The sequence below is a fragment of the Dongia sp. P2_B8 genome (assembly GCF_056404715.1).
Window position 1 is genome coordinate 490,285 of record NZ_JBFUDM010000002.1, and the last position, 21,738, is coordinate 512,022.

A 21,738-nucleotide genomic window follows, 5' to 3' on the forward strand; every position below is an offset into this window, starting at 1 on the left:
AGCTATTCAGTAGCTTACGGCATCTGCAAAAATGCTGAAATCCTGATATTTGATGGAATTTCAACAGAATGCCGACCAACCACCGCCCGCAGATCGAGATCCGCGACCATCCGACGCCCACCCTCCGCCTTCACATGGATGGTGCCGTGCCCATCGACCTCCATCCGCTATGGCTGCGGGAACGCTGCCGGTCAGCGTCCAGCGTGGATGCTCGCACCGGCCAGCGGCTCTACAATCCTTCCGATCTCGACCCCGCCTTGGCGCTGGCCGGCGTGCGCCGCAGCGGTCCGGATCAGATATCGGTCACCTTCAGCGATGGGGTCGAAAGTCATTTCAATGAGCAGGACCTGCTCGGCGAAGCGGGGATGCGGCCGGGGCATGACGGGCTGCCGGCCCTCATCGCCTGGGACGCCAGCCTCAACCCGATGCCGGAAGCACAATGGCAAGAGCAGCCGGGCGACGCCCTGCGCCTCGACATCGTCAGCAAGTTTCTGCGCTATGGCTTCGTGATCCTGCACGGTGTCCCGCAAATCGACCAGGCGCTGTTCCAGGTGGCCGAGAGTTTCGGCTTCGTGCGCGACACCAATTTCGGGCGGCTGTTCAATGTCCGCTCGATCCCCAATGCCAATGACCTGGCCTACAGCTCGCTGTCGCTGGATCCGCATACGGACAATCCCTACCGGGAGCCGGCGCCGGGCATCCAGCTGCTGCACTGCCTGACCAACCAGACCTCGGGTGGTCTTTCGACCCTGGTCGACGGCTTTGCCTGCGCCGAAGCGCTGCGCCAGCGCGATGCGAATGCTTATCGTTTGCTCACGAAAGTGCAGAGCCGATTCCGCTTCCAGGACGTCGATGCCGAGCACGTCGCTTGGGCCCCGCATCTGAAGCTCGACGAGAATGGGGTGTTCCAGGCCGTGCATTTCAGCCCGCGCCTCGATTTCTCGCCGTTGCTGCCGGCCGCCGAGCTGCAGGCCTTCTACGATGCCAGGCGCCATCTCGACAGCCTGTTGAAAGCTGCGGAATTCGAGATCCGCTTCCGGCTTGATGATGGCGATCTGGTCATGTTCGACAATCGCCGCCTGTTGCATGGCCGCACGTCTTTCGACACGCAGGAAGGCATCCGCCATCTGCAAGGCTGCTACATCGACAGCGATGGACCGCGCAGCCTCTACCGGGTGCTGCAGCGCCAGGGCATCCAGCACGCGCTGGCCGCCGAATAGAATGAGGGAGTGAAGAGCATGGGCAAGACGGTCAGTTTCCTGCAGATGAAGGACGGCACCCGCGACGATTATCTGATGCTGGATAAATCGGAGCGTGACTTTGCCGTGGGGCTGCCAAACCGCGTCATGGAATCCCTCGCGCGCCTCGATCATTCGCTGGAAGGCTATAAGGTGAGCCGGCTCGAGCATTCCCTGCAATCGGCAACACGTGCCGAAGCCGATGGCGCGGATCCGGAAATGGTGGCTGCAGCCCTCATCCACGATATCGGCGATGAGCTTGCACCCTATAACCATGCCGAAATCGCCGCCGGCCTCATCCGTCCCTATGTGCGGGCGGAGGTGACCTGGGTTATCGAGAAGCACGGCATCTTCCAAATGTACTATTACGCCCATCATCTGGGCGGCAACCGGAATGCCCGCGATGAATTCCGCGGTCATGCCTGGTACGGCGCCTGCGACCGCTTCTGTGAAAGCTGGGACCAGGCCTCGTTCGACCCCGATTACGCCACCAAGCCGCTCAGCTATTGGGAGCCTTTGGTACGGGAAATCTTCGGCCGCAAGGCCCATGACCCGCGCTATGTGAAGGTGGCGGCGTAAAATCGGTGAAGTCGGGACCGTGACACCAAAGGGTCACGGTCCGTAATAAGGCGAAGCTTTTCATTGGGATGCGGCAGGATAGGGCGAAAAGCTCAGGCGAACCGTGCGTTTGCGCCGGCACCGTCACTCAACTGTCATAAAAACGAAAACCGGCTGTCATGGAAGCGACCTAATAACGGCGCTGCTTGGTTTCACCCAAAAAAGGTTTCTGCCATGAAACGAATCTCTCTCGCCCTCGCAGCTTCCGGCATCGTCATCCTGACCGCCGGCGCTGCCCAGGCTCGCGACCAGCTGCACATCGTCGGTTCGTCGACCGTTTATCCGTTCTCGACCGCGGTCGCCGAGGAATTCGGCAAGGCCGGCAAGTTCAAGACCCCGATCGTTGAATCGACCGGTACCGGCGGCGGCATCAAATTGTTCTGCGCCGGCGTTGGCGAAGACACCCCCGACATCGCCAATGCCAGCCGCAAGATCAAAGACAGCGAAATCGAAACCTGCAAGGCCAACGGCGTCACCTCGATCACCGAAGTGCCGGTTGGTTATGACGGCATTGCGTTAGCCAATTCGAAGCAACATAGCCGCTACGAGCTTTCGGTGAAGGACGTCTGGCTGGCCCTGGCCAAGGAAGTCCCGGTCGGTGGCAAGCTCGTCGCCAACCCCTACAAGACCTGGAAAGACGTCAACCCGGCACTGGCCGCTGACAAGATCGAAGTACTTGGCCCGCCGCCGACCTCCGGCACCCGCGATGCCTTCATCGAACTGGTGATGGATAATGGTTGCAAAGGTGTTCCCGAAATCGATGCTATCAAAGATGACAAAGCCAAGAAGGGCGCATGCGGCTCGATCCGTGAAGACGGCGCCTATATCGATGCCGGTGAAAACGACAACCTGATCGTCCAGAAGCTTGAAGCCAACCCGGCCGCGGTCGGCATCTTCGGCTACTCCTACCTTGAGCAGAACGAAGACAAGCTCCAGGGCAGTGTCATGGACGGTGTCGAGCCGACCTTTGAGAACATCGTCGACGGCAAGTACGAAATCTCGCGCACGCTGTACTTCTACGTGAAGAACCAGCATGAAGGCCAGGTTCCGGGCATCCGTGAATTCATCAGCGAATTCACCAGCGACAAGGCCGCCGGTGAAGAAGGTTATCTCGCCGACAAGGGCATGATCCCCTTCCCGGCCGAGAAGCTCAAAAAGGTCCAGCAGGACGCTGGCAACCTCACGCCGATGATGTAAGCAACCTGCGCTCAGGCGCAGCAAAGAACCCTCCCTCGCCGATAGCGGGGGAGGGTTTTTCGTTATCAGCGCAGGATCGGATCGAGGATCGGCAGGCTGATGAGGGCCGCTATGGCAATCAGTGCATAGGACAGAAAACGAAAGACCGTCTCATTGGTGCGACCGAAGAGATATGACCCCGCATAAATGCCAGCCCCGTAAAACGGCGCGCTCATCAATGCCAGGGAGAGGACGGGCAGCGTGATCAAGCCGCCCGAGAGATAGCTCACGATCGTGATCACCGTGGAACAGACAAAATAGATGACGATGTTGGCGCGGACGCGATCGATGGGCAGCGTCCCGCCAAGCCAATAGGCCATCACGGGCGGGCCGCCGATTTGCGCCGCACCGCCGAACAGGCCGGATAGGCCACCGACCCCCATGGTGAGGAGCGCCGTCGGTTCCCCGCGATAGCGCCAGCCGGACACGAGCAGCAGCAAAAGCAGTGCGACCACCAGGGCGATCGACCATCTGACAAGAATAGGATCGGCCAAGGTGAGCACCAGCGTGCCCAGAGGAATGCCGATCATCGCACCCGCCGCCATGATGCCGATGGCGCGCTTGTCGGCGCGCCGCCAGGCATTGGGGATGAGACCAAGTGCCATGACCGAATCGATGGCCAGAAGCAGCGGCGCCGCCATGCGAGGGCCGATGGCGGTGCTGGCGAGCGGCATGAAAATGAGAGCGGCGCCAAAACCGGAAAAGCCACGCGCGAGCCCGGCAAGGGTGGCCGCGATCGTCAGGCAGAGAAGCTCTCCCTGGCTCAGGCCGGCGGTGAGAAAATCGAGCATGCGGGCATAGCTCCGGTGGTAAAGGGCGCGGCAAACGGGCAATGGTTTCCTGCCCGACGAACAGTGCCAGGATAGACCGGCATAATTCCAGCTTCTCATGGTAAAAATGCCGGTTCATACTGCAAATATGCAGGCTATAGACTGGAACGATCTTCGCTACATCCTGGCTGTGGCGCGCAGCGGGTCCCATGCCGCCGCGGCAAGGCAGCTCGGCATCGACCCGACGACGGTCGCCCGGCGCCTGCGCGTTCTCGAATCCGTCTTGGAGGCCCGCTTGTTCGAGCGCAGCGCTGAGGGAAATTTGCGACCGACACAGGCCGGCGAGATCGCGGTGCAACGGGCGGAACTGATCGAAGCGGAAGTCGGCGGCCTCACGGCGGCGGTCAAGGGCGTCGACACTCTTGCCAGCGGCACCGTACGCGTCACCGCCGTTCCCATCCTGGTCAACAAGTTCCTTATTCCGGCGGTGGCCACGCTGGTCGCGCGCCACCCGGGCCTGCGCATCGAACTCATCGCCGATGCCCGGGGCCTTAGCCTGACGCGCGGCGAAGCGGATATCGCATTGCGCCTCACGCGCCCTGAACCCGAGGTGGGCGCCAAGGTCATCGCGCGGTGTATCGGCAAACTGGCCTATGCCGCCTACACGTCCGTGGAGACCCTGGACAAGGCAGACGCATTGCCATGGCTTACCTATGAAGACGGCATGTCGCATCTGCCGCAGGCGCGCTGGACGGCCAAGGTCGCGTTGAAGGAGGGCGGCTTTGCTGCGATCGCGGTCAACGATGCGGACACGCTGGTGCAGGCTGTTCTGACCGGGCTCGGCCGCGCGCTCCTGCCATGCCTCGTTGCCGATCGCATTGCCGGTCTCGCGCGCATCGATGTGAACGGCCCGGCTCTGCCCGAACGGGAGATCTGGCTGCTGACGCATCCCGATCTTCGCCCACTGGCGCGGATTGCCGCCGTCCTTGCATGGATCGACGCCACCCTTCTGGGCCAGGCTTTCTGACCCTGGCACCGTCTATGACTGCTGCAGGTCCTTGCGCGGGCGCTGGCCGCGCATCGTGCCGATGGGCTGGGGTGTCGAGCGCGCAAGCGCATCTATCGGCCTTTCTCTCTAGACCGTATCCGGAGAACAGGGTGGCTATCCCTTCGCCCCTATCCCTTCGCCCTGGGATGGGCGGCCTGATAGACGCTCATCAATTGGGCGGCGTCGATTTCGGTGTAGCGCTGGGTGGTGGAGAGGGAGGCGTGGCCCAGCAGTTCCTGGATGGCGCGCAGATCGCCGCCGCCGGCCAGGAGATGGGTGGCGAAGGAATGCCGCAGTGCATGCGGCGTCGCCGTTTCCGGCAGGCCAAGCTGGGCCCGCAGGGTCTGCAGGCTGCGCTGGATGAGGCGAGGGCTGAGGGGGCCGCCTTTGGCACCGAGGAACAGGGCGCCGTCCTTGGCCATGGGCCATGGGCAGATCGAGAGATAATCGGCGATGGCCTCGGCGACCACGGGCAGCACGGGAACCATCCGCGTCTTGTTGCCTTTGCCGGTGATGCGCAAGGTGCCGCCGGCTTGGGGCGCATCCTTGCGCGCAAGGCCGAGCGCTTCGGAGATGCGCAGGCCGCAACCATAGAGAAGGAGCAGGACGGCCAGATCGCGCTTCTGCAGCCAGGGTTCATCGTGGAGCGTGTCGATATTGTCGAGGGCCGCTTCCGCTTCGGCGGCGTTGAGCGGCTTCGGGACCGAGCGCGGCAGGCGCGGTCCGCGCTGTGTGCCCAGCACACCGATCTCGATCTTGCCGTCGCGCACCAGGCGGCGGGCGAGGCTTTTGACGGCCGACAGGGCACGCGCATTGCTGGCGGCCACGAGGCCGCGGCCACCCCGCTGCGACAGCCAGGCGCGGATATCGCTGCGGGTGAGGGACCCCAGGCGCGCCACATTCGGCGCATCACCATCATAGAAGCTGAGGAACTTCAGGAAGTCGCCGACATCGGTCTGATAGGCGCTGATCGTATGGGCGGAGGCGCGGCGCTCCTGCGCCAGATAATTCAGCCAATGCTTGAGGGCGGCCACCAGATCGGCCTTGGCAAAGAGCAATGGATTGGTGGCGAGCACGGCCGCCGTCTCGGCCGAGCTGGCTTTGCTGGAGCCTGTCAGGGTTTTGGCAGATCCAGCCATGAGCGGACGCCGAATTCGATGATGCGCCCCAGGAAGCTCATCAATTCGGTCCCTTGCCCGGCATGGAAATAGCCGGGATGGCGCGTGCCGAAGGCGATGAGGCCAGCCGGCGCCACCTTGCTGATGGAGAGGCGCAGGATGGCGTCGGAGCGCACCAGGTCGGCAGCACCGCCATAGATCTCAGGATCGCCCTCGACTTCGTCACGCAGCCACACCTTCCGGCTTTTACCGATCAGGCGGTCGACGGCACCGCGGTCGAGGAACTGGATGCCGTCATGCTTGGGCCGGCGCGAGGTGACGTCGGTCAGTTCCAGACATAGGCACACCACATCGACTTCCAGCAAGAAGGCAAGATCGCCCGTGACGATCTCGATGAACTGCTCGAAGCTCTCGGCCTCCAGGAGCGCAATCACCGCATTGTGGATGCGCTCGGTGGTGTTGAGATTGTCGCGGCTGTTGGCGATGATCTCGTCCTGGTCGGCACGCAGCCGCGCGACATCGGTCTTCAGCCGCTCCATCATGAACTGCTGCAGGTCGACCACACCTTCGCCCTTATGGCGCTTAGGTGAAACCTGTGCATCCAGCAATTCAGGATGACGTGACAGGAAATCCGGGTGCCGCTTCAGATAGGCGGCCACCTGTGCGGCGCTCACGCCCGCATTCGGTTTCGCTTTGACGTCTTCGACCGGTTCCGACATCGCTACTCGTGATCAGCCATTTGATCGAAACGACAGGATAGACATTCTTACAAGATGGACAGTCTTACAAGATAGACAGTCTTACAAGATAGACTGGCCGGTCTTGGCCCAATCCGCAAGGAACGCGGCAAGGCCCTTATCGGTCAGCGGGTGATTATACATCTGCTTCAGGATTGCGGGCGGCAAGGTGGCAACATCGGCGCCCATCTTGGCGGCAGCAATGACATGCACCGGATGGCGGACCGAGGCCACCAGCACTTCGGTCTTCAAGGCAGAGTAAGACGAATAGATCTGGATGATGTCGGCGATGAGTTCCATGCCGTCCTGGCCGATATCGTCGAGGCGGCCGACGAACGGCGAGATGAAGGTTGCCCCGGCCTTGGCGGCGAGGAGTGCCTGCGCTGCCGAGAAGCAAAGCGTTACATTGACCTTGGTGCCTTCCGTCGAGAGCACCTTGCAGGTCTTCAGTCCGTCGACGGTGAGCGGCACCTTGACACAGACATTGCTCGCAAGCTTGGCGAGCTTATGGCCTTCGGCCAGCATGGTCTTGTGATCGGTGGCGGTCACCTCGGCGCTGACCGGCCCGTCGACGATGGTGCAGATTTCCTTGATGACGTCGAGAATGGGGCGTCCGGATTTGGCGATCAGGCTCGGATTCGTTGTTACACCATCAAGCAAGCCTGTGGACGCAAGCTCCTGGATTTCCTTGACGTCTGCGGTGTCGACAAAAAACTTCATGACATGGTTCCTGAAAGTAGCGCCCGGAAACATCCCAGGCCTTTATCGGTGATGCGCCAGCAACTAGGCTATATAGATCCGCTGATCAAGTGCCAGTATGAACATCTGCATGAACATCCGTGCGGCGAATCAATTCACCCCGAGTCTAGCCCCCGAGCCCCGCAATGCCAACCGAAACCGATAGCGACCAGGATGGCAACGGACAGATCCCGTTCGGGCTCCCTGTGGCTTCGCCGCATCGGGTAGTTGGCGTGCTTGTACCCTTGGCGCTGTTTCAGGCGTATGACTATCTGGTCCCCGATGGGCTCGACCTTGCCCGGGGCGATTTCGTGACTGTGCCGCTCGGCCGGCGCAGCGTCACCGGCGTGGTCTGGGGTGCCGCCGGCGGCGATGTAGATCCCGCGAAACTGAAGCCCGTTGCCGCACGACTGGAACTGCCGCCTCTGCCCAGCGCCTCCTGCGGCTTCATCGATTGGGTTGCGCAATATACGATGGCGCCGGTCGGTGCCGTCCTGCGCATGGCGATGAGCGTGCCCGATGCGCTGGAACCGGAACGTGCCTTGAAGGGCTGGACCGTCGGCGTCACGGAAGGCGCCAAGCTGACACCCACGCGCCAGCGTGTGCTGGATGTGCTGCAGGGATCGTCGCCGCAGGAATCATTGGCCTTGCCGCCGACGGAACTGGCACGTCTTGCCGGTGTCAGCGCCGGCGTCATCATCGACATGGGCAAGGCCGGCTTGCTGCGCGCCGTGCCGCTGGCCCAGAGGCGGCCCTTCGGCCAACCGGACCCAGCGACTGCCGGCCCGCTGCTCTCTGCGGCGCAGGAAGCGGCTGCCAACGATCTTTCGCAATTGCAGCCTGGCGTCACATTGATCGACGGCGTCACCGGCTCAGGCAAGACCGAGGTCTATTTCGAAGCGATCGCGGCTGCCTTGCGCGCGGGTAAACAGGCACTGGTGATGGTGCCGGAAATCGCCCTGACGCCGGAATGGCTGAAGCGCTTCGCAGCCCGGTTTGGCGCGTTGCCGGCGCAATGGCATTCGGAACTCACCGGGCTGGAGCGGCGCCTCACCTGGCGCGCTGTCCTCGACGGCTCGGCACAGGTGGTGGTAGGGGCGAGGTCGGCCTTGTTCCTGCCGTTCCGCGATCTTGGTCTCATCATCGTCGATGAAGAGCATGAAAGCGGCTTCAAGCAGGAAGACGGCGTCATCTATCAGGCGCGCGACATGGCGGTGGTGCGCGGGCATCTGGCCAAGATCCCGGTGGTACTGGCCTCCGCGACACCATCGCTGGAAACCATGGTCAATGTCGAGACCGGCCGCTACCGCGCCCTCCACATGCCGGACCGCCATGGCGGCGCCACCATGCCGGTGATCGAGATTATCGATCTCAGGCGCGACAAGCCCTTGAAGAATTCGTGGATCGCGCCATCGCTCAAGGCCGAGATCGAAAAGACTCTGGCGGCCGGCGAACAGGCGCTCCTCTTCCTCAACCGCCGTGGCTATGCGCCCTTGACCCTGTGCCGTGGTTGCGGTCATCGCCTGCAATGTCCGCGCTGCACCGCCTGGCTGGTCGAGCATCGCTTCCATCAGAAACTGATGTGCCATCATTGCGGCTTCGAGGCGCCGGTGCCGCCATCCTGTCCCGCCTGCGGGGCAGAGGGGCATTTTGCCGCCTGCGGTCCCGGCGTCGAGCGGCTGGCGGAGGAGGCGGAGCTTCTGTTCCCGGACTCGCGCCGCCTGGTGCTGACCAGCGATACGGTGACGGGTCCGGCCAAGGCGGAATCTCTCATGCGCAGTGTCGCCGAGCGCGAGGTGGATTTGGTCATCGGCACCCAGATCATTGCCAAGGGGCATAATTTTCCGCACCTCACCTTGGTGGGCGTGGTCGATGCCGATCTTGGCCTCCATGGCGGCGATCTTCGCGCCGCCGAGCGGACCTATCAGTTGATGCAGCAGGTGGCCGGCCGCGCCGGGCGTGGCGAAAAACCGGGCCGCGTGTACCTCCAAACCTATGATCCAGACCGTGCCGTCATGCAGGCGCTGAAGTCCGGCGACCGCGAAACCTTCATGACGGCGGAAGCGGAAGACCGGCGCCTCTCCGGCATGCCGCCTTATGGGCGCTTGGCCGCCCTCATCGTCTCCGGGCATGAACTGGGTGCCGTCACGGCGAAGGCGCAGGAGCTTGCCCGCCAGGCACCGCACCGCGAGGGTGTGACGGTGCTCGGGCCAGCACCGGCACCGCTCGCCTTGCTGCGCGGCCGCCACCGCATCCGTTTCCTTTTGAAGACGCGGCGCGACATCGCCCCGCAATCCGTGTTGAAGAACTGGCTGCGCGGCCAGAAATTTCCCGGCGATTTGCGCCTGCAGATTGATATCGATCCCTACAGCTTCGTCTGACGCGCAGGCGTCGTGATCAGCCCCGACGCGAAAGCGTCACAGTCAGCCCCCGACGCGCAGGCGTCATGATCAACGCTGTCATTAGGCCATCTAATGAATGCATTAGGTGCTGAATTAACGGGTTTTTAAGCGCGCTGACTTAGACAGGAGCATCAACGCGCATCAGACGCGGCTAAATGTGAGGGGATGTTTCATGCCGACATTGGGCATTCGGGGTCGTATCGTCATTGCAGGTGCCTTGCTCTCCGGCATCGCTGTCGCCGCTGTCGCCTTTACCCTCACCTGGCAGGCGAGTACGGCACTCGAAGGCCAGGCCAAATTGGTAATGGCCAATCTCGGCAAGTCGGTGGCGGGCGATGTCGAACGCCAGTTTGCCCGCGCCATGTCGACGGCACGCACCTTCGGCGCGACGGCGCTGGGCTGGCGCCAGCAGAAATTGGCCGACCGGCCGCGCTATGAATCGATGTTGTCGACGACGCTCGCGCCGGAAAAGAACTGGTTCGGTGCCTGGGGCACCTTCGAGCCCAACACCTTCGATGGCAAGGATGCCGACTTTGCCGGCCGCGACGATGCACCCACGGCGGTCAAGAGCAATGGCCGCTACGTACCCTATGCCTATCGCGACGGCGATAAGATCGTGCTCGACAAATCTTATGATTTCGACACGTCCACCAATCCGCTCGACTACTACAATGTGCCCAAGGAAACCGGCAAAGTTCACGTGACCGATCCGGCTGGTTGGGATTTCGGTGGCGGCAACATCATCTGGCTGGTCTCACTCTGCGTGCCGGTGAAGGATGGCGATACATTCGTCGGCGTGTTCGGCATCGATTTTCGCCTCAACGAATTGGTGCAGCAGATCGCCGACCAGCGCCCCTGGGGCGAAGGTCGTGCCGCTCTCATCGACAATGGCGGCCATTGGGCAGCCCATCCAGCCGGCGTCGACGCCGTCGGCACCCTGGCCGACGATGCCTTCTACACGGCCAATGCCGACAAGATGCGCGCTGGTGAAACCGTGGTCGGCGAGGATGCGAGCAATCTGATGGTCGACCCCGCGACCTTTGCCGAGAAGGCCAAGAGCGGCAAGACAGCTGCCGACGAAGCCGCGAAGGCCGCCGGCAAGACAGCCGACCCGATCGAGGCCGGTGACAATTTCGCCTTGCCGACGATCGAGACCTATTCGGCCCTGGTGCCGCTCAATCTCGAGGATTCGCCAGATCATTGGAGCATCAAGATCAGCGTGCCGAAATCGCTGGTGCTGGCCAGGATGTCGGAGATGCGGCAGCTGGCATTGGTGATCGGTGCCATTGCCATCCTGCTGTGCATCATCCTTGCTTGGTTTGTCGGTCGCAGCATCGCCAAGCCCGTGACCGGCATGACCGCGACCATGCAGCAATTGGCGGCCGGCCGCCTCGACCTCGTTATTCCGGCATTGGGGCGCAAGGACGAACTTGGCCAGATGGCCGATGCTGTCGAAACCTTCCGCCAGAACGCGCTCCAGAACCGCGAACTGGTGGCAAGCCAGGACGCGATGAAGCGCCAGGCTGAGGAAGACCAGCGCCAGGGTCGCCTGCGGCTTGCTGAATCCTTCGAAGGCCAGGTCTCGGAGGCGATCGGTTCCATGGCGGCGACCTCGCGCGACATGAACCAATCGGCCGAGCAGATGTCGCAGGTCTCGAGCGAAAATGTCGGCCGCAGCCAAAGTGTCAGTGCCACGGCCGGCCACGTCTCGGAGAACGTGTCCTCGGTGGCGGCGGCGGTCGAAGAACTTTCCGCCTCGATCCGCGAGATCAGCCAGCAGGCCAACAATTCCAGTTCCATCGCGAGCCAGGCAGCCGGCAAGGCGCACAATACGGTGACCCTGGTCAATGCGCTGGTGGCGGCAGCGGAACAGATCGGTTCGGTGGTGACACTCATCAACGATATCGCCGGCCAGACCAATCTGCTGGCCTTGAACGCCACGATCGAGGCGGCCCGCGCTGGCGAAGCCGGCAAGGGCTTTGCGGTGGTGGCGTCGGAGGTGAAGAATCTCGCAACGCAGACCGCCAAGGCGACCGAGGAAATCTCGGCCCAGATCAGTTCGATCCAGCAATCGACCGGCGCTGCCGCGTCCGAGATCGCCGAAGTGGCAAAGACCATCGAACAGATCAGCCAGGTGAACAGCACCATCGCTGCCGCGGTGACGGAACAGGATGCGGCCACCACGGAAATCGCCCGTGCTGTCAGCGAGGCTGCGAGCGGCACAGGCGAGCTGCAGCAGCAGATCAGCCTGGTCTCCGAATCGGCCCAGAATTCCGGCATGGCGGCCGGTGCCATGGTCTCGGCGGTCGGCCAGCTGCAAAGCCGCTTCCAGGATCTTGAACACCGTATCGATGGCTTCCTGTCGAGCGTCCGGGCCGGCTAGGGAACCAGCGACGCCCCTGCCTGTTCTGGGCGGGGGTGTTCTTGGCCCCGGTTCCGTCGTGCTAGAATAACGGCACGATTTGGCAAGGGGAGTATCCCGTCATGCAATGGCGCGGTGGGCGGCGTAGCGACAATGTTTCCGATCAGCGCGGATCCGGCGGATTCCGGGGCGGGTTTGGCGGCCTCGGCGGCGGTGGATTAGGCGGCGGTCTGGGTGGCGGCCGTGGCCCCCGTGTCGGTGGCATCGGCCTTATCGGCATCATCGCCTTTTTCGTCATCGCCAGTGTCTTGGGCTTCGACCCGATGGCGATCCTCTCCGGCGTCACGGGGGGCACCACAACTGGCAGCTCCTATGACGGCAGCAGCGACAGCAGCGGCGATATCGTGGGCGATATCCTCGGTGGCAAGTCGAGCTATGAAGCACCCGCGACAACCGGCGGCAGCGGCGATGCCTCGGAAGCCGAACTCAAGGATTTCGTCTCGGTCATCCTGGGCAGCACCGAAGACGTCTGGGGCGGCATCTTCCGTGACGCCGGCGGCAGCTATCGCAATCCCACGCTGGTGCTGTTCTCCGGCAGCGTCTCATCCGCCTGCGGCTATGCCGATGCGGCCATGGGCCCGTTTTATTGCCCGCCGGACCAGAAGGTCTATATCGACCTCGATTTCTATCGCGACCTGCGCGAGCGCTTTGCCGCCCCCGGTGACTTCGCGCAGGCCTATGTCATCGCCCATGAGGTCGGCCATCATGTGCAGAACCTGCTCGGCATCGACAAGAAGGTGCGCGAAGCCACAGCGCAGATGAGCAAGACCAGCGCCAATGCGCTCTCGGTCCGCGTCGAATTGCAGGCCGATTGCTTTGCCGGCATCTGGGCGCATCAGGTCGAGGCCCAGGATGAAAATCTAAAGCTCGAACCGGGCGACATTGACGAGGGCCTCGGTGCTGCGAGCGCCATCGGCGACGATCGCCTGCAAAGCCAGGCCACCGGCCGCGTGGTGCCCGACAGCTTCACCCACGGCAGCTCCGCCCAACGCGTGCGCTGGTTCAAGCGGGGCCTGGACACCGGCGACATGGAAGCCTGCGACACCTTCAACGCAACGCAGCTCTGACGCAGACACGAGCATACTTGGCGGCGCGCTCGCGTCGGAGTAGCATTAATAAAACCGATTGATCTCACGAGGCTCCTTCTGGATGTTCATCGCACGATTTGGCTTGGCATTCATTTTGTTCGCGCTGGTTGAGGGTTGTGTTGCGACGATCGGCACACTGGCCGGTTTGGCATTTGACGTGAATGATTGGGGCGAGACGAATAATCCACTTGTCCCGCTGGTTAGCGTTTTCCTATCGCTCTGGCTGACCACGCGTATGGAGTACCGCTGGCATAGTGCTGACAAGTTGATGGACGCTCTGAACGCGCGCTGGTTCTGGTTCCCGTCCTGTCGGGCCTTCTTTGGCTTTTTGGGTATTCTTGCGCTTATCGTCGGCGCCATGAACATTCTCATCCCATTTGCTCACCACATAGGGATCGTAACTCAGTGCTCGTCGAGCTCGTATCAATCGGCAGGCCGCTCGAGCTCTTCCTGGAGCATTCCATGTTCTTTGGATGTTTATGTCTTCACCGTTTTGCTGGGAGCGTCTGCAGTAATGAATCCCTGGAATAAATCGTCGTTCTGGAGAGCCAAGGCTGAGGCCGCAGTAGTCTAAACAGAGACCATTCCCCTGAAGTGTTTGCTTCGCTAATCTCGCCGCGTGAGCAACGCACCTATCATCTCCGTCATCATCGCTGCCTATCAGGCGCAGGACTTCATCGCTGAGGCGGTACGGTCGGCGTTGGCGCAGGGTGTTGCCGATATCGAGATTCTGATCTCGCCGGATGAGTCGTGCGACGCCGCAAACTATTCCTTTCTGGCACAGCTCGATCCGCGCGTGCGGGTTCTGGGCGATGTGCCAGTACGGACGGGGCCGGGCCTTGCACGCAACCGGGCTCTGACCATGGCACGCGGTGATTTCATTGCGCTGCTCGATGCCGACGATCTGTGGCAGCCGGATTATCTGGCGCGCCTCATGCCGTTGGCGGAACGCCATGGGGCGGCCTTCGGCAAAACGCGACTCACCGATTGGGCCGGCGGGATCGTGCGCGAGATCGGACCGGCGGGGAAACCGGCGGGGAATGTGGTTGGCTTTGCCGATTTCGCCACCGCCTATGGCTCGCTCCATGGCATCGCGCGGAACCTGCCGGATCGGCGCTGGCAGGATGTGCTGGCCGAAGATGTTCTGTTCGATCTGGAAACGCTGGCCCTCTGCGGGGCCAGCGCACCGTTCGTGGCAACTTCCGTCTACCAGCTGCGCCTGAGGCCGGGTTCGGCGACCAGGGGCGATCGCTTTATCGACGGAATCGGTGCCGGCTATGACCGGTTGATGGCGATGATCAGTGGCGGCGAAACCTTGATTCCGGCACCCCATCACGCCGCCGCCATTTCGGTCTTCCGCACATGGCAGAAGATGAACGCGGCCTTTCAGGCGGCGCTGGCCAAGGGCGACCGGCGCGATTTTCAGACCTTTGTCGCCGCGCACTAACCACAGCATGTCTCCCTGGACCGATGCTCGCGCAGAAAGATCAGCGCTGCACGAAAGGCTGGTTCTTCTAGCGGCCGCGCGCCTGCCAATAGGCGCAGAACCGTGCATTTATGTGCGTATTTGAGGAAAAGTCGGGTAGTTTAACGAGACCGAAAGGTTCTGTTGCTATGCCATGCAGATCCGGCCGGTTTCGTGAGAACGCCGGGATGGGCGCGCTGGCGAGCTGTGGGGATGCCGGCGTTTGCCAGCATGATCGGGGACTGTAATTTGAATCGCTTGATCGACTCCGTTCAGCAATTGTCGCTGGCCCGCTCCCTCGACCGGGTCACCGAGATCGTGCGCAACGCGGCCCGTGAAATGGTCACGGCCGACGGTGCCACCTTCGTCCTCCGGGATAATGATCATTGCTTCTACAAGGACGAAGACGCGATTGCACCTCTGTGGAAGGGCAAGCGCTTTCCCATTGAAACCTGTGTCAGTGGCTGGGCGATGCTCAACAAGCAGCCGGCCGTGATCCCGAACATCCTGGTCGACGAGCGCATTCCGCAGGATGCCTATCGCCCGACCTTCGTCAAAAGCCTGGTGATGGTCCCGATCCGGACCCTCGACCCGATCGGCGCCATCGGCGTCTATTGGGCGCAGCCCTATGGGGCCACGCAGCAGCAGGTGCGGCTGCTGCAGGCGCTCGCGGATTCGACCTCGATCGCGATGGAGAACGTGCAGATCTTTGCCGAGATGGAAGCGCGCATCCTGAAGCGGACTGAGGAACTGGCGGCTGCCAACCGGCATCTGATGGATGAGATCGAGGAACGGCAGCGGGCCGAGGCGGCCGTGCGGCAGCTCTCACTCACCGACGAGCTCACCGGCATCTATAACCGCCGCGGCTTCCGGCTGCTTGCCGACCGGGCGCTGGAATCGGCGCGCCGCCGGGGCGATCATTGCCATCTCCTCTATTTCGATCTTGATGGGCTGAAACAGCTCAACGATACAAAGGGCCACGCTGCCGGCGATGCCATGCTCCTCGACGCAGCGCGCCTGCTGCAGAATGTCTTCCGCAAGACCGACATCGTGGCGCGGTTGGGCGGTGATGAATTCGGCGTGCTGGCGACCGACCGCAATGAAACCTCGAACGAGATCCTGCAGCGGCTGGCGGTGGCACTCAGCAATACCAATCGCCTGTCTGCCCGCGACCCGCGCCTTTCGTTCAGCCTGGGCCATGTCGACATTGCCCCGCGCGATGTCACCGCTGGCCGCGGCGAACCGCTGGAAGCACTGATCGCCGCCGCCGATGCCCTGATGTATGCGGATAAAACCGCGCGGCGGGCGCCCAAGCACGTCGCCTGATTCTCCAGCGCTTGCTCCTTTACGGCTGTTCTTGTATTGTTCCGATCCATTGTGATGGGGCGGGTCATGCTGAAACTCTATGTCGGGCCACTGAGCCTGTTTTCGCGCAAGGTGGAGATTGCCCTCAATGAAAAGGGCATTCCCCATGAGCGCGAGTTCGTGGCCTTCACCCAGGAGAAAGGCTACCAGCCCAAGCACCCGGCGGTGGTGGCCGGCAACCCCAAGCGCCAGGTGCCGGTGCTCGTGGATGGTGACCTCACCCTCTTCGATTCGACCGTGATGTTCGAATATCTTGAGGAGCTCTATCCCAATCCGCCGCTCTATCCGGCGACCCCGCAGGAGCGGGCGCGCTGCAGGCTCCTGGAACTTGATGCCGACGAGATCCTGTTTACGCCGGTTCGCCAGCTGCTGTTCCGTACCGAGCCGCCACACCCGGATGCCGCGCGCCATGCCGAGCAGGTGGCAGCCGGGAAAGCCGCCGAAGGCGCCATTACCCAACGCTTTGCCGAGCTCGACCGGCGCTTGGGTGCGCAGGATTTCTTCTGCGGCAACCTCTCGGTCGCCGATATCGGCCTGTTCATGACCATCCTTTTTACCCAGCGCCTGAACGGACCGTCCCTCGACCCTCACGCCTCTTTGGCAAAATGGTATCGCCGCTTGCTGGCGCGACCGGCTTTTGCCAAGGCAGCCGCGGAAATCGCCGCTGCCGACCGCGAATTATCGCCAGCGCTTGCGCAGGCATGATTGGGCAGGCGTGATTGGTTAATGACAGTGCCTTGTCGCTGCGGCTGCGGCATCTCGCGCAGGTAATAATTCGAGGCTGCCGGCAGCGATGAATTATCGCGGTATTCCAGTGGTTTGATGATTCCGCGCGGTCATGGGCTTGGGCCTGTTGATTAGCCTGAAACCATATGTTACTAACCCGCCGCCTGTCGCAGCGCGGAAATCTGCTGAGACGGGCCGGTTGAGGCTTGTGCCGGCATTGCTGCCGTTCGGGAATTCTCCGCAAAATCAATATTTAAGACCAGGGATGGGGGCGAGATCGTGGCAGCCCAGAATGCGACAGCAACAGGTAGTCTAGCGCTGCGTTACGCGGGCGCCCTGTTCGAGCTCGCGGACGACAAGCATCAGCTCGACGCCGTGGTGGCGGACCTTGCCGCCATCGCCAAGATGATCGACGAGTCGGCCGACTTCCGGCGCCTCATCAATTCCCCGATTCTCACGCGCACCGAACAGGCCAAGGCCGTCGCCGGCATCGTCCAGGCAGCGCAGTTTGGTCCGCTCATCGCAAAATTCCTCGGCCTCCTCGCTCAGAATCGGCGCCTTTTTGCGCTGCCGGCGATGATCCAGGCCTTCAAGAAAATGCTGGCTGACCGTCGCGGTGAAATGACCGCGCTGGTCTGGTCGGCCCGTGCGCTTTCGCCTGAACAGCAGAGCGCTCTCGCTGAAACCATCAAGCGGGCCCATGGCGCCAAGGTGACGATGGAGGTCAAGGTTGATCCTGACCTTATCGGCGGCCTGGTCGTCAAAGTGGGCAGCCGCATGATCGATTCGTCTATTCGAACCAAGCTGCAAAAACTGCAGCTCGCCATGAAAGGGGTTGGATAATGGAAATCCGTGCCGCCGAAATCTCTGCCATTCTCAAGCAGCAGATCGAAAATTTCGGCAACGAGGCCGATGTCACCGAAGTGGGGCAGGTCCTCAGCGTGGGCGACGGTGTTGCCCGCGTGCATGGGTTGGACAATGTCCAGGCCGGCGAAATGGTTGAGTTCCCGGGCGGTATCCGCGGCATGGCGCTCAACCTTGAAACCGACAATGTCGGTATCGTCATTTTCGGCGACGATCGCGACATTAAGGAAGGCGACACCGTCAAGCGCACCGGCGCCATCGTCGACGTGCCGGTTGGCAAGGGCCTGCTCGGCCGCGTGGTCGACGGCCTCGGCAACCCGATCGACGGCAAGGGTCCGCTCGTCGACGTGAAGCGTACCCGCGTCGAAGTGAAGGCGCCCGGCATCATCCCGAGGAAGTCGGTGCACGAACCGATGCAGACGGGCCTGAAGGCCATCGACAGCCTGGTGCCGATCGGACGTGGCCAGCGCGAGCTGATCATCGGCGATCGCCAGACCGGCAAGACCGCCGTCATCATCGACACGATTCTGAACCAGAAGGCGATCAACGCCGGTGCGGACGAATCGAAGAAGCTCTATTGCGTCTACGTCGCGATCGGCCAGAAGCGTTCGACCGTCGCCCAGATCGTGAAGACGCTGGAAGACAATGGCGCGCTCGAATATTCGATTGTCGTCGCCGCGACCGCGTCGGAACCGGCGCCGCTGCAGTTCCTGGCGCCCTATACCGGCTGCGCCATGGGCGAATTCTTCCGCGACAACGGCATGCATGCCGTCATCTTCTATGACGATCTCTCGAAGCAGGCCGTCGCCTACCGCCAGATGTCGCTGCTGCTGCGCCGTCCGCCGGGACGTGAAGCCTATCCGGGCGACGTCTTCTATCTGCACAGCCGCTTGCTCGAGCGCGCCGCGAAGCTGAACGACAAGTTCGGCGCCGGTTCGCTGACCGCCCTGCCGGTCATCGAAACCCAGGCGGGTGACGTCTCGGCCTATATTCCGACCAACGTGATTTCGATCACCGACGGCCAGATCTTCCTGGAAACGGGCCTGTTCTATAAGGGCATCCGTCCCGCCATCAACGTCGGTCTGTCGGTGAGCCGCGTCGGCTCCGCCGCCCAGATCAAGGCGATGAAGCAGGTTGCCGGCTCGATCAAGCTGGAACTGGCGCAGTACCGCGAAATGGCGGCCTTCGCCCAGTTCGCATCCGACCTCGACGCCTCGACCCAGAAGCTGCTCGCCCGCGGCGCGCGCCTGACGGAACTCTTGAAGCAGGGTCAGTACCAGCCGATGCCGGTCGAAGAGCAAGTCGTCTCGATCTTCGCCGGTGTGCGCGGTTACCTCGATGGTATCGCGGTGAGTGCGATCAATCGCTTTGAATCGGGCGTGCTTGGCGAGATCAAGGCAAAGCATTCGGACATTCTGGCTGCGATCCGGTCCGAGCGCGAGATTTCGAAGGCGACCGAGGCCAAGTTGCATGAGGTCCTCGCCGCGTTCACGAAGGCTTTCGCTTAAACCGTTCACCCGGGCGCTTGAGAAGGGGCAGCAATGCCGAACCTTAAGGATCTAAAGATCCGCATCAACAGCACCAAGAACACGCAGAAGATCACTTCTGCGATGAAGATGGTGTCGGCGGCGAAACTGCGTCGTGCCCAGGAACAGGCGATTGCCGCCCGTCCCTATGCGGAACGCATGGAGCGGGTGCTGGGCTCATTGGCCGCCAGCATGGCTGGCAAGGACAACGCCCCGCTGCTGCTTGCCGGGACCGGCTCCGATCAGGTGCATCTCCTGGTCGTCATGACATCCGATCGCGGCCTGTGCGGTGCCTTCAACTCGTCGATCGTGCGTCAGGCACGCAAGATGGCGCGTGACCTGAAGGCTGCCGGCAAGACAGTGAAAATCCTCACTGTCGGCCGCAAGGCCAAGGAGCAGCTGCGGCGCGAATTCGCACCGCAGATCGTGGGCTCGATCGAGGATGTGGGCAAGCCGCGTCTCACCTTCGACGCTGCTGCCAAGATCGCCGTGCAGATCCGCCATATGTTCGAGGCGGGCGAGTTCGACGTCTGCACCATCGTCTACAACAAGTTCAAATCGGCGATTGCACAGATCGTGACGCCGCAGCAGCTCATCCCGTTCGCGCTGGCCTCGGCCAACGAGAATACCGCCGCCAAGAACACCGAGGCCCAGCTCTATGAGTATGAGCCGGACGAGGAATCGATCCTGGCCGACCTGCTGCCGCGCAACATGAGCATGCAGGTCTATCGTGCGCTGCTGGAGAATGCCGCCTCCGAGCATGGTGCGCGCATGACCGCCATGGACAATGCGACCCGCAACGCGGGCGAAATGATCAACAAGCTGACCATCAATTACAACCGGACACGACAGGCCAACATCACCAAGGAGCTGATCGAAATCATCTCCGGCGCTGAAGCCGTCTGATCCGGAATTCGAGATCGTTGTAAGGAGCAACCATTATGTCGAAGAACATCGTCGGCAAGATCACGCAGGTCACGGGTGCCGTCGTTGACGTGCATTTCGATGGCGAGCTGCCCTCGATCTTGAACGCGCTGCATGTGCAGAACCAGGGCAAGCTGCTGGTTCTCGAAGTCGCTCAGCATCTCGGTGAAAGCACCGTGCGCGCCATCGCCATGGACTCGACCGATGGTCTCGTGCGCGGCGCGGAAGCCGTCGATACCGGCCAGCCGATCTCGATGCCGGTCGGTCCCGAGACCCTCGGCCGCATCATCAACGTGATCGGTGATCCGATCGACGAGCGCGGCCCGATCGGCCACAAGCTGACCCTGCCGATCCATCGCGCGGCGCCGGCCTTCTCCGAGCAGTCGACCGAAGCTCAGATCCTCATCACGGGCATCAAGGTCATCGACCTCCTGGCGCCCTACGCCAAGGGCGGCAAGATCGGTCTGTTCGGTGGTGCGGGCRTCGGCAAGACGGTCACCATCATGGAACTCATCAACAACGTCGCAAAGGCGCACGGCGGCTACTCCGTGTTCGCCGGCGTTGGCGAGCGTACCCGCGAAGGCAACGACCTCTATCACGAGATGATCGAATCGGGCGTCATTAAGCTCGACGGTCCGGGGTCCAAATGCGCCCTTGTCTACGGCCAGATGAACGAGCCCCCGGGAGCCCGCGCCCGCGTCGCCCTCTCCGGCCTCACCGTCGCCGAATATTTCCGCGATGCCGAAGGCCAGGACGTGCTGTTCTTCGTCGACAACATCTTCCGCTTTACCCAGGCGGGTTCGGAAGTGTCGGCGCTGCTCGGCCGTATCCCGTCGGCCGTGGGTTATCAGCCGACGCTGGCCACCGACATGGGTGCGCTGCAGGAACGCATCACCTCGACCAAGAAGGGTTCGATCACCTCGGTGCAGGCCATCTACGTGCCCGCCGACGATTTGACCGATCCGGCGCCGGCCACCTCGTTCGCCCATTTGGACGCGACCACGGTGCTTTCCCGCCAGATCGCCGAGCTTGGCATCTTCCCGGCGGTCGATCCCTTGGATTCGACCTCGCGCATGCTCGACCCGCGCGTCATCGGCGAAGAGCATTACAACACCGCGCGCCGCGTCCAGGAAGTGCTGCAAGGTTATAAGGCGCTGCAGGACATCATCGCCATCCTGGGCATGGACGAACTGTCCGAAGAGGACAAGCTCACCGTGGCCCGCGCCCGCAAGATCCAGCGCTTCCTCAGCCAGCCCTTCCACGTCGCCGAAGTGTTCACCGGCACGCCGGGCGTGCTCGTGAAGCTCGAAGACACCATCAAGGGCTTCAAGGGCATCGTCGAAGGTCTTTATGACGATCTCCCCGAATCGGCCTTCTACATGGTCGGCACGATCGAGGAAGCGGTTGCCAAGGCCCGCAAGATGGCCGAAGCGGCGTAACAAGGTTAAGGGGA

At 62.3% G+C, this 21,738-nt stretch carries 19 protein-coding genes; 15 read left to right on the plus strand and 4 right to left on the minus strand.

What is annotated here, in order from left to right:
* The first annotated feature begins 68 nt into the window (after positions 1–68).
* The 3 genes from AC1DWZ_RS07155 to AC1DWZ_RS07165 all read left to right on the plus strand — a co-directional run bounded on the left by AC1DWZ_RS07155 (position 69) and on the right by AC1DWZ_RS07165 (position 3,053).
* Positions 69–1,220, plus strand: a complete 1,152-nt coding sequence (locus AC1DWZ_RS07155) for a TauD/TfdA family dioxygenase (RefSeq protein WP_477168182.1) — start codon at positions 69–71, stop codon at positions 1,218–1,220.
* An 18-nt stretch (positions 1,221–1,238) separates the two neighbouring features.
* Positions 1,239–1,817: an HD domain-containing protein gene (locus AC1DWZ_RS07160; protein ID WP_477168183.1), complete on the plus strand. Its 579-nt coding sequence runs from the start codon at positions 1,239–1,241 to the stop codon at positions 1,815–1,817.
* A gap of 213 nt (positions 1,818–2,030) precedes the next feature.
* A complete protein-coding gene (locus AC1DWZ_RS07165; RefSeq protein ID WP_477168184.1) occupies positions 2,031–3,053 on the plus strand; it encodes a PstS family phosphate ABC transporter substrate-binding protein in 1,023 nt (340 codons plus the stop codon).
* A 65-nt stretch (positions 3,054–3,118) separates the two neighbouring features.
* On the opposite strand, the gene AC1DWZ_RS07170 is transcribed toward AC1DWZ_RS07165, so the two are convergent.
* The gene (locus AC1DWZ_RS07170) at positions 3,119–3,883 is read right to left on the minus strand and encodes a sulfite exporter TauE/SafE family protein (RefSeq protein WP_477168185.1); all 765 of its coding nucleotides are present in this window, start codon (positions 3,881–3,883) and stop codon (positions 3,119–3,121) included.
* Between the two features lie 127 nt (positions 3,884–4,010).
* Here AC1DWZ_RS07170 and AC1DWZ_RS07175 point away from each other — a divergent pair, with 127 nt between their 5' ends.
* Positions 4,011–4,889 carry a LysR family transcriptional regulator gene (locus AC1DWZ_RS07175; protein ID WP_477168186.1) on the plus strand — a complete coding sequence of 293 codons (879 nt, stop codon included), beginning with the start codon at positions 4,011–4,013 and terminating at the stop codon, positions 4,887–4,889.
* A gap of 149 nt (positions 4,890–5,038) precedes the next feature.
* Here the strand turns inward: AC1DWZ_RS07175 and AC1DWZ_RS07180 are convergent, their stop codons facing one another.
* From AC1DWZ_RS07180 to fsa, 3 genes are all read right to left on the minus strand, one after another.
* Positions 5,039–6,049, minus strand: a complete 1,011-nt coding sequence (locus tag AC1DWZ_RS07180) for a tyrosine recombinase XerC (RefSeq protein ID WP_477168187.1) — start codon at positions 6,047–6,049, stop codon at positions 5,039–5,041.
* Complete coding sequence (locus tag AC1DWZ_RS07185; protein WP_477168188.1) at positions 6,025–6,747, minus strand: DUF484 family protein; 723 nt, start codon at positions 6,745–6,747, stop codon at positions 6,025–6,027. The genes AC1DWZ_RS07180 and AC1DWZ_RS07185 overlap by 25 nt, the downstream gene beginning before the upstream one ends.
* Before the next feature lie 81 nt (positions 6,748–6,828).
* A complete protein-coding gene (fsa, locus tag AC1DWZ_RS07190) occupies positions 6,829–7,485 on the minus strand; it encodes a fructose-6-phosphate aldolase (protein WP_477168189.1) in 657 nt (218 codons plus the stop codon).
* 164 nt (positions 7,486–7,649) lie between these two features.
* Between fsa and AC1DWZ_RS07195 the strand changes: the two genes are divergently transcribed.
* From AC1DWZ_RS07195 to atpD, 11 genes are all read left to right on the plus strand, one after another.
* Positions 7,650–9,884, plus strand: a complete 2,235-nt coding sequence (locus AC1DWZ_RS07195) for a primosomal protein N' (RefSeq protein ID WP_477168190.1) — start codon at positions 7,650–7,652, stop codon at positions 9,882–9,884.
* Between the two features lie 193 nt (positions 9,885–10,077).
* On the plus strand, positions 10,078–12,288 hold the full coding sequence (locus AC1DWZ_RS07200) for a methyl-accepting chemotaxis protein (protein WP_477168191.1): 2,211 nt from the start codon (positions 10,078–10,080) through the stop codon (positions 12,286–12,288).
* Between the two features lie 101 nt (positions 12,289–12,389).
* Positions 12,390–13,394, plus strand: a complete 1,005-nt coding sequence (gene ypfJ / locus AC1DWZ_RS07205) for a KPN_02809 family neutral zinc metallopeptidase (RefSeq protein ID WP_477168192.1) — start codon at positions 12,390–12,392, stop codon at positions 13,392–13,394.
* 82 nt (positions 13,395–13,476) lie between these two features.
* Positions 13,477–13,989 carry a hypothetical protein gene (locus tag AC1DWZ_RS07210; protein WP_477168193.1) on the plus strand — a complete coding sequence of 171 codons (513 nt, stop codon included), beginning with the start codon at positions 13,477–13,479 and terminating at the stop codon, positions 13,987–13,989.
* Between the two features lie 45 nt (positions 13,990–14,034).
* Positions 14,035–14,862, plus strand: coding sequence for a glycosyltransferase family 2 protein (locus AC1DWZ_RS07215; protein ID WP_477168194.1), 828 nt, complete (start codon positions 14,035–14,037; stop codon positions 14,860–14,862).
* 276 nt (positions 14,863–15,138) lie between these two features.
* The gene (locus AC1DWZ_RS07220; RefSeq protein ID WP_477168195.1) at positions 15,139–16,206 is read left to right on the plus strand and encodes a GGDEF domain-containing protein; all 1,068 of its coding nucleotides are present in this window, start codon (positions 15,139–15,141) and stop codon (positions 16,204–16,206) included.
* Positions 16,207–16,272: 66 nt separating this feature from the next.
* Entirely contained in the window at positions 16,273–16,950 is a 678-nt protein-coding gene (locus AC1DWZ_RS07225) for a glutathione S-transferase family protein (RefSeq protein WP_477168196.1), read from the plus strand.
* Between the two features lie 300 nt (positions 16,951–17,250).
* Positions 17,251–17,814 (plus strand): F0F1 ATP synthase subunit delta, encoded by a 564-nt coding sequence (locus AC1DWZ_RS07230; protein WP_477168197.1) that lies wholly within the window; start codon positions 17,251–17,253, stop codon positions 17,812–17,814.
* Entirely contained in the window at positions 17,814–19,343 is a 1,530-nt protein-coding gene (gene atpA / locus AC1DWZ_RS07235) for a F0F1 ATP synthase subunit alpha (protein WP_477168198.1), read from the plus strand. The genes AC1DWZ_RS07230 and atpA overlap by 1 nt, the downstream gene beginning before the upstream one ends.
* A gap of 33 nt (positions 19,344–19,376) precedes the next feature.
* Positions 19,377–20,267 (plus strand): F0F1 ATP synthase subunit gamma, encoded by an 891-nt coding sequence (locus AC1DWZ_RS07240; RefSeq protein WP_477168199.1) that lies wholly within the window; start codon positions 19,377–19,379, stop codon positions 20,265–20,267.
* A gap of 35 nt (positions 20,268–20,302) precedes the next feature.
* Positions 20,303–21,724, plus strand: a complete 1,422-nt coding sequence (atpD, locus tag AC1DWZ_RS07245; protein WP_477168200.1) for a F0F1 ATP synthase subunit beta — start codon at positions 20,303–20,305, stop codon at positions 21,722–21,724.
* Positions 21,725–21,738 lie beyond the last annotated feature (14 nt).